This is a genomic window from Fulvivirga sp. (genome assembly GCF_040220315.1).
In the GTDB taxonomy this organism is placed as follows: domain Bacteria; phylum Bacteroidota; class Bacteroidia; order Cytophagales; family Cyclobacteriaceae; genus Fulvivirga.
Genome location: NZ_JAVJUY010000240.1, coordinates 1 through 6,932, shown reverse-complemented (window position 1 = coordinate 6,932; position 6,932 = coordinate 1). Strand labels below are relative to the sequence as shown.

The 6,932-nt window shown below is 36.5% G+C and carries 8 protein-coding genes; all 8 read left to right on the top strand.

From position 1 onward, the window contains the following. The first annotated feature begins 162 nt into the window (after positions 1-162). Positions 163-828, top strand: a complete 666-nt coding sequence (locus tag RLO81_RS11585) for a hypothetical protein (protein WP_350111648.1) — start codon at positions 163-165, stop codon at positions 826-828. A 164-nt stretch (positions 829-992) separates the two neighbouring features. Then, positions 993-1,541, top strand: a complete 549-nt coding sequence (locus RLO81_RS11580; protein WP_350111646.1) for a hypothetical protein — start codon at positions 993-995, stop codon at positions 1,539-1,541. A 165-nt stretch (positions 1,542-1,706) separates the two neighbouring features. Further along, a complete protein-coding gene (locus RLO81_RS11575; RefSeq protein WP_350111644.1) occupies positions 1,707-2,633 on the top strand; it encodes a YARHG domain-containing protein in 927 nt (308 codons plus the stop codon). Positions 2,634-2,840: 207 nt separating this feature from the next. Next, positions 2,841-3,761: a hypothetical protein gene (locus RLO81_RS11570; protein WP_350111642.1), complete on the top strand. Its 921-nt coding sequence runs from the start codon at positions 2,841-2,843 to the stop codon at positions 3,759-3,761. 264 nt (positions 3,762-4,025) lie between these two features. Continuing rightward, complete coding sequence (locus tag RLO81_RS11565) at positions 4,026-4,526, top strand: hypothetical protein (RefSeq protein ID WP_350111640.1); 501 nt, start codon at positions 4,026-4,028, stop codon at positions 4,524-4,526. A gap of 213 nt (positions 4,527-4,739) precedes the next feature. Beyond that, positions 4,740-5,201, top strand: coding sequence for a hypothetical protein (locus tag RLO81_RS11560; RefSeq protein ID WP_350111638.1), 462 nt, complete (start codon positions 4,740-4,742; stop codon positions 5,199-5,201). Positions 5,202-5,455: 254 nt separating this feature from the next. Further along, positions 5,456-5,962 (top strand): TPM domain-containing protein, encoded by a 507-nt coding sequence (locus RLO81_RS11555; RefSeq protein ID WP_350111636.1) that lies wholly within the window; start codon positions 5,456-5,458, stop codon positions 5,960-5,962. A gap of 267 nt (positions 5,963-6,229) precedes the next feature. Beyond that, positions 6,230-6,688, top strand: a complete 459-nt coding sequence (locus RLO81_RS11550) for a hypothetical protein (protein WP_350111634.1) — start codon at positions 6,230-6,232, stop codon at positions 6,686-6,688. Positions 6,689-6,932: the final 244 nt, after the last annotated feature.

Below are 6,932 nucleotides of genomic sequence, written 5' to 3'. Positions count from 1 at the left end.
TCCACTTTCATCTCTTAACTTGTGGACGATTTATAAGGACGGGGTGTCATAAGCTGCTTGTAGCTGAACTAGGTTCTAAACCCAAATCGTGCTAGTTTTATACCTTGAACAAAGTAAACAAACGCGCCTTACAGAGGCGTTACCTCTCATAAGAATAACGCATTGAAACGCATTCTAATCATATCGACACTTTTACTCAGCGGACTAACAAGTCGAGCTGACTACCGGCCATTGGAACTGTATGAGATGATAATCAAGGCTGAAAAAATCGTCTACGGAACTATTGTCGAACTCGATTCAAACCACTTTACATTAGAAGTTGAGTGTAGCTTAACCTCCGACTCAGGAACCCTCAAAATCGTTAGATTCCAAGATTGGGCGTGCGCTTCACGATGGACAGAATATGAACTTGGTCAACGTCTGTTTTTATTCCTAACTACTTGGAAAGGAGAACTAGTTAGTATGAGTGGTGGAAATGAAGGCGAACATCCAATCGTGAACAATACAGTCTACATACACGGTTTCTCAATTCCAATACCGCCACCCCCACCACCTCCAGGGGTAACATTTAGAGACGATTTAATTTACTTTGAGCCTGAACATTTTAACATTTACGGTGGAGATTACTTTGGAATTGATTGGAATCTTAATTCTTTTATTGAAGCAGTTTCATTTATCAGGAGATGCTTCGATTTCACTTACGGACAATATCAAACACGAACAAACTGGCAAATTAACTGTGATGGTTCCGAATTGGAACAAATGTGTAAAGAATCAAAACTTGTAAACTGGGTCAGCAACGTAGCAAATAGAAAAGACGAGAGGTAACAAAACCTATGAATGAATGGGACTTTATTGGTCAAGATATTATTTTGGGGATTGGAAAGTCCGCCACAAGTTTTAAATTTAAATCAAGGCGTGGCTATGAGCAGATGGAGAGGTTAGTGTTCTCTAATCCCCACTCATCATAGCTAGACGTTGTAAGTAATATTATGAAACACTTTTTGCTCACATTTTTAATCCTTCAATCGTTTTGCATTTTTGCCCAAAATGAAAAGTTGATTTTGACTGAAAGTGGGAATAATTTATGGTTTGAATCTCTGAATTCGACAGAAACACTCGAAGAAAAAATTGACTTGATAAATGAAAGACTGACTAATGACGTGAACGTGTATATTGAATGGAGTTTTGCGGACGGAATAACTGTTGCGAGGATTCCTAAATTGGACAGTATTCGCAAAATAAGAACCAAAGGATTCTGTAAACCACTTTATTTGATAAAATACAAGGATAACGTAATTGCATTCCGAATTGAAAATCCAATAGACTCTGAACTGACTGATTCAGTAACTGAACTCATTACGGAAAATAATATTAGTAATATAGAAATATGGACTGACGACAAAAGGCAAGTGCTAAATGGAACGAGTGCAGATTGTGGAGTAATTACGTTGGAATTAAAAAAACGGAAAGTATTTAAAGCCTTCAAAAAGCTAAATCTAACGAATTGGAAATACGATGAGATTTCGAATTATAAATGAATATTAATCAAAAAATACTACTTACAACAATGGCTATAAGTAATTGCTTGTTCTCGCCTACTTCTGAAAATCCTCGCGGATTTTCAGTTTGGTGCGTACTTGCAAAGTTAACCGCTAAACCACGCAACTACTCATAGCCGAGACCGTTAGAGAGCATCAACTGCAATGAAAAAAATCATTTCCCTATTAATAATCTGTCTTTTGGTTTCCTGCGGAACTGATAAGAAAGAACAAAAGGCTACTGAATTAAAAGAACTATCAGCATCTGAACTTCAAGACAAGTCAATCGATGAACTCAGAATAATCAGAAACGAAATATTCGCCAGAAAAGGCTACATATTCAACTCGGAAGATTTACAGAAACACTTTTCAGCATTTGATTGGTACCAACCACAATATGAAAATGTGGACTCTCTGCTAACAGATTTGGACAAGAAAAACATTCAAACAATCCTAGAACTTGAAAACAGGAGAAAGAATGAAATCGAACGAAGGATAATCAACATATCAGATAAAGAACTAGCTCATTACAAAAATGCTTATGACTCAGCTGAAAAATGGGACAAACAATTTATGAACAAAATGTTTCAAACCATTGAGCAGTTCAAAGGAAGACCAGCTGATACAACTGTATTAACTGTTGGTAACATTGATGGAATTGGCAAGCTGGATACGGTAACAACTCAGGTATATGTACTAGATGATACTGTTTATGTTGAATCAAATTGGACAAGAAACGGGGAATTGCTCTGGAGCGATAAAATCAAAACCCCATATCTCCAAATTAATAATGATGATATTTTCGCATATGACTTAAGGCATCCTTGGGTAACCTTTACTATAGCTGTAAACTATGGCGCTCCAGAACTTAGTAAACGAGCAGATTACTCAGGAATAGACAGAGAAACTGCACTTAAAATGGCGAAGTGGTATATTGAAAGAAAGAATCTAGAAATTTCAGAAGAGGAATACACTCAATATTTCGACTCTTTCAACGGACAACTTTTCATATTTGGCGAACCAGAAATTTGGCATGAATTACTTCAATGGTATGAGCCTAAAAAGGTATTCATACTCTATTATGCCCCATAAAAACGCTCTCTAACATGGTGTAGAAAAACATATGCTAAAGCACCTTGTAGTTTCGAGTAGTACATTTGCCCGCATTTTCTGCTTGCATTCCATAGCTGGACGACCAACCAGAACGCAGTAGGAACTTGAAAGAAATTAGCAGCTTTTGACTTGTGTGCGTTGAGAAAGTTAGCAGAAAATGCTACGTTTAGTTTTTTATAGCCTCGTGTGGCATACGTTTTCTACACAGGCGTTAGCGGTAATTCATTGAATACTATCATAAAACATATAATTATAATTTCTCTGAATTTCTGGACTTCAGCCATCTTTGCAAGTCCTCAAATGCCAGATTATATCATTTTTGGTAAGGACACGATATCAACATATAATCTTTTGCTTGAACAATATTTGCAAAATCATGATACAACTAAAAGAGAACAACTCTTTGGGCTCACGTTTCGAAATGGCTCTACCTTAAATTGCTGGAGAGGTTATCAAGCTATTTATAAAATAGAAAACGACAGTTTATATCTCACTGGCATAATTGATTGTTTTGAGCTCAGTAATGGGAAAATAAATGAGAAAGAGTCCTTAGAAAAAATCAAATCAATCTTTGGTGATAGACTTAAGAATAATAAAGTTCACATAGATTGGTTTGACGGATTTATCAACTACCCATTAACAAATGAAATATTAAGATGGGACGGAGTTTTCTATAAAATTTTCGAAAAAGAAAGGGTCATTAGTATTTCGAATGGAATAGTTGTTAAGGTTGAAGATGTTGATAATTATATTGACGACCCAAAAAAGATAGATAGACGCGATAAAAGTAAAATCTCAGATTTGCTATTTAAGAAATTAAAAAAGGCAAAATGGAAAAACTCAAATGATTATGACTGTTCAGAAAAGTATTTGGTAACTATAGATGAGAATGGATTAACTTCTAAAGTTAGAATGCTTTTATCTGAAGAAGAGATTGAAAAATATTATGAGGCAGACGAATTCGAATTTTGCGTAAATAAGGTATTAATGACGTTAAAAGAACTGAAATTTGACATCATTAAGGACAAAGGAATTCCAATATCTGAAGATGTATATATTGAAATTTGGGTAGAAAGTAATGGGAATCTTCAAAATTGGACTTATTAAAAAAATACCGCTAACATTCTTTAAGAGCGCATTTGGACTTCACCTTATGAAGTCCTTAAATGCTTTGGTGCGGCTTGCCCGCACATTTTGGGTTAGTATTTCATTGCTACTTTCATCTCTTAACTTTTGGACTACTTGTTATGACGGGGTGTTTCAAGCGGCATTTTATGAAACTAGGTTCTAAACCCAAATCGTGCTAGTTTTGTACCCTGAACAAAGTAAACAAACGCGCCTTACAGGGGCGTTACGCTGCATGACTGCACAATGAAAAAGGTAATCGAAATATTGAAATTGACACCATGGGTTATTCTTGGAGGACTCTTCATGCTGATTTCATTGCCTTTTATGCTGATTGCTCAACCTTTCATTTGGATTGCCAACAGAACTCGTGAACGGCAGTTCAAGAAATATTTAGAGCAACTTGAAGGCAAAAACTTCTTTTGTTACAATAACAAATCAAAAAGCCTTGATTTCATTGAGAACAATATCCTACCGAACTTACCAGAATCAGTTGAAGTGATCTTTTTGAACGGACGAACTCCTGAATCCGAATATGAACGAAAATTCATCTCTCATGCTCTTTACGGATTCAAGAACTATCACGGATTTCCGCACTTACTCAAAATCCGGAACGGCTCAACCATTGACGAATCCATGAACAACAAACTTTTTAACACTATCCATCAGAATAAACCAATAGACGAAGTTTTTGAGCATATGAATAACTTCTTTGAAATCGAAAACGGCAAAAAGAACGCAGCGTAACATTCTGTATAAATCATGGCTTTAAGTAGGTTATTGGTCCTGTGGCTCCTTGTTTAAAGCCCGTCAATCCGCAGGATTGACTTATTGGTGAAACTTAATTTAATAAGCCAATCCTACGGATTGCCTCGGTAGTTAACTGAAATTTTTATACTTTTAATCAGCCACGAATTTATACAGTGGCGTTAAGTGCAACGGGCATTAAAGGAGAAGCTTATGCGTGAATTTAATGATTACGAATTTAGGGGAGCATTCATGACTATCTTTATTGATATTGAATGGCTGCTAAGTGATTGTATATCCATGTTATTGGTTGGAGAAAACGAACTTCAACTTGACTTAATGGAATTCATAACACCTAAGTATATGCTCGATCAAAAAGTCTCACTTTTGAGCCAAATATTAAAATCTCGACATAAGGACACCTATAACGTATATAAGAGCGATTTAGAAGAATTGAGAAAGTTTAGAAAGCTTCGAAACAACTTCGCTCACAAAAAAATTGAACTTGATAATAAAAATCAGAGGCTTCATTTTCTACAAGTGCTAAATCATCGAATAGATAAAAGCATAAATCACAGTTTTGATGAACTCAATGACTTGTGGGAAAAACTTAAGGAGATTTTAAAAAGAATGAAATCTTTGATAGATGAGGTTGTAAGACTTAAAAGCACTTAACAAAATGTAAGAGCGCATTTGGACTTCATCGGGCGAAGTCCTTAAATGCTTTGGTACGGCTTGCCCGCACGTTTTGGGTTAGCTTTTCACATCCACTTTCATCTCTTAACTTGTGGACGACCAACAGGAACGCAGTGTCTTAAGCTGCTTATTTCTCGACTAGGTTCTAAACCCAAATCGTGCTAGTTTTATGCCTTGAACAAAGTAAACAAACGCGCCTTACACAGGCGTTGTGCTCCATCTTACTCGAACTTATGTCAAAATTTCTTTATTCATTTTTACTTTCCATTGCTATTTTTTCAATAGCTTTTGGACAAGTTGATTGCAGCAATGTTCCAGAACTAATGCACAGGACAAATGACTATGCAGAAATTTTAAGTCTAGAAGAGGAAAAGGAACTGAGCGCATTTCTAAAGACACTTGAGGATGAGGTAGGTTCTCAAGTAGCAATTTTGACAATTGACACATTAGATGGAGAAAAGATTGAGTCCTATTCTTTAAGAGTTGCAAATTGTTGGGGATTAGGGCGGAAGGATTATGACGATGGCCTTCTAATCACTGTAGTACTTTTGAATCGTCAAATGAGAATCGAAGTTGGTTACGGACTTGAAAAAATAATTAAGGATGAAATTGCCAAGAACATAATCGATAGTGAAATGGTGCCGGAATTTCAAAAGGCAGAATTTTATAATGGTATAAAGAAAGCAACATTTAAAATAGACAGCCTAATAAGGTCCAATACCCAATTGGTGGGTGAATGACCATAACAGAGCACAACATTTTGTAAGAGCGCATTTGGACTTCACATTGCGAAGTCCTTAAATGCTTTGGTGCGGCTCCACCGCACGTTTTGGGTTAGCATTTCACATCCACTTTCATCTCTTAACTTGTGGACTACTTGTAAGGACGGGGTGTCTTAAGCTGCTTGTGGCGGAACTAGGTTCTAAACCCAAATCGTGCTAGTTTTATGCCCTGAACAAAGTAAAAACACGCGCCTTACAGGGGCGTTATAGGGCATCAAATTCAACATGAAAGGTTTAACGAATATCATTTTTTTACTATTTCTAGTAAGTTTTTCCAATTACGGATTAGCTCAATCGGCAGATGCAGAAGTTGACTCTTTAAGCAACAATGTTGACATCCATGGACCTGAACTCTACAACGGAATTGTACCTGACGCTTCCAAAAACTATGTATACTTTGAAGTCAGAGGTGACAGAGGTTATGAAATCAAGAAATTGATTACTTCTATTGGTGATAAACCGAAAAAATTCAGAATTCCAAAACTCGAATCAGACAGATTCGGATTTTTTGAATGCGAAGATGTTTTGTGTTCGACCTACATTATCGCAATAAGTCAAGACAATTCAATTGAAATTATCGACACAGAAGAACTTCTTATACAATTTCTCGGCTCAATTGACAATGAAGAAGAGTCCATCTTGCTTCAAAAAGCCAACGAATATTTGACCGCCAGAAAAAAGTAAAAGCCCTATAACATGCTATAAGAGCGCATTTGGACTTCACCTTGCGAAGTCCTTAAATGCTTTGGTACGGTTAGCCCGCACGTTTTGGGTTAGCATTTCACATCCACTTTCATCTCTTAACTTGTGGACTACTTGTAATGACGGGGTGTTTCAAGCTACTTGTTGTGCGACTAGGTTCTAAACCCAATACGTGCTAGTTTTATGCCTTGAACAAAGTAAACAAACGCACCTTACAGGGGCGTTA

What these genes read in the sequence shown, in the direction of transcription:
- RLO81_RS11580 (WP_350111646.1), top strand. Translation starts at nt 993, where the DNA reads ATGAAACACTTTTTGCTCACATTTTTAATCCTTCAATCGTTTTGCATT.
- RLO81_RS11575 (WP_350111644.1), top strand. Translation starts at nt 1,707, where the DNA reads ATGAAAAAAATCATTTCCCTATTAATAATCTGTCTTTTGGTTTCCTGC.
- RLO81_RS11565 (WP_350111640.1), top strand. Translation starts at nt 4,026, where the DNA reads ATGAAAAAGGTAATCGAAATATTGAAATTGACACCATGGGTTATTCTT.
- RLO81_RS11560 (WP_350111638.1), top strand. Translation starts at nt 4,740, where the DNA reads ATGCGTGAATTTAATGATTACGAATTTAGGGGAGCATTCATGACTATC.
- RLO81_RS11555 (WP_350111636.1), top strand. Translation starts at nt 5,456, where the DNA reads ATGTCAAAATTTCTTTATTCATTTTTACTTTCCATTGCTATTTTTTCA.
- RLO81_RS11550 (WP_350111634.1), top strand. Translation starts at nt 6,230, where the DNA reads ATGAAAGGTTTAACGAATATCATTTTTTTACTATTTCTAGTAAGTTTT.